The organism is Chryseolinea sp. T2 (assembly GCF_037203685.1).
In the GTDB taxonomy this organism is placed as follows: domain Bacteria; phylum Bacteroidota; class Bacteroidia; order Cytophagales; family Cyclobacteriaceae; genus Chryseolinea.
Map to the genome: position 1 here is coordinate 1 of NZ_JBBCAU010000032.1, position 1430 is coordinate 1430.

The window sequence follows — 1430 nt, forward strand, 5'->3', positions numbered from 1 at the left end:
GGGTCTGTAAAATAAACTGTGTCAGTATTACTATTGAACCGATGTTGGAATGTGGGTAACTCCAACGGGTACTGTTGGGATAAAGGTGCACAATCCTTTTTGGAGTTATCCATATTTCAACATCCTTTAAATGCGTCTCGCTCCGTTTTCATATGGAGAGCTTAAGTCGGCCCTCGAACCAAATCGACAACTGGGATACGGTGATACTCCAATTTTGCAGTGGGCTGGTCCATTTTTTTCTGATGTGTGTGTAGGCCAGATAGATCAGCTTTAGCAGCGCCATATCCGAAGGAAATGCGCCTTTAGTCTTGGTCACCTTACGAAGCTGACGATGGAATCCTTCAATCGTATTGGTCGTGTAAATTAGTTTTCGGATAGGGGTCTCGTACTTGAAGTATGCGCTGAGCTTTGGCCAGTTGTTGCGCCATGAGTTGATAACGATGGCGTACTTTTTACCCCACTTCTCTTCGAGAGTATTTAGCTGTTGCTCAGCAAATTCCTTTGTAGTTGCCTGATATACCTCCTTAAGATCTGCCAGAAAGGGCCTTTGATCTTTCGTGGCTACGTACTTCAGGCTATTCCGGATCTGATGTACGATGCAGCTTTGCACTTCCGTTTTAGGAAAGGTAGTCTGAATCGCTTCGGCAAAACCTTTCAAGTTATCGATGCAGGCAATGAGGATATCTTCCAGGCCGCGGTTACGCAGGTCAGATAATACTCCAAGCCAGAAGTTAGCTCCCTCGCTTTCTGACACATACATGCCCAAAAGCTCTTTACGTCCCTCCGTATCGATACCCAGAATATGATACACTGCACGCGATACCATTTTGCCCTGATCCTTCACCTTGTAATGCATCGCGTCGAGCCATACAATGCAATATAGCGACTCCAGAGGCCTTGCCTGCCATTCCCTTATTGCCGGAATAATTCGATCTGTAATAGTGCTTAAAGTCTCATGTGATATATCTGCATCGTATACTTCCTTTAGATGCGAACTGATATCGCGAAAGCTCATCCCAAGCCCATACATTCCAAGTATCTTACTTTCCAGCGTGTCGGCCAGAACGGTCTCGCGCTTCCTTATCAATTCGGGTTCAAAGGTGCCGCTGCGATCACGGCTGGTTTCAATCTCAACGGGGCCGCTATTGGTCTGCACCGTCTTCCGAGTCTTTCCGTTCCTGCGATTACCCCCAGCTCTTTCTTCGTCATCCAGATGAGCATCCAACTCTCCGTCAAGAGCAGCCTCTAAAAAACTTTTCAACAATGGCGCAAAGGCGCCGTCTTTTCCGTATAGCGATTTGCCAGCACGAAACTGCTCAAGAGCCTTCTTCTTAATCTCCTCCAGATTAAACTGTTCTTCCTTTTTCTCTTCCATATTTGTGTCAAGTTGGTGAATTTTCAAACCTTGACACAGTTCACTTGACAGTCTC

General features: G+C 46.2%; 1 protein-coding gene. It reads right to left on the reverse strand.

What is annotated here, in order from left to right:
• Positions 1–148 precede the first annotated feature (148 nt).
• Entirely contained in the window at positions 149–1375 is a 1227-nt protein-coding gene (locus WBG78_RS30705) for an IS256 family transposase (RefSeq protein WP_337330371.1), read from the reverse strand.
• Between the last annotated feature and the right edge of the window lie 55 nt (positions 1376–1430).

What these genes read in the sequence shown, in the direction of transcription:
- WBG78_RS30705 (WP_337330371.1), bottom strand. Translation starts at nt 1,375, where the DNA reads ATGGAAGAGAAAAAGGAAGAACAGTTTAATCTGGAGGAGATTAAGAAG.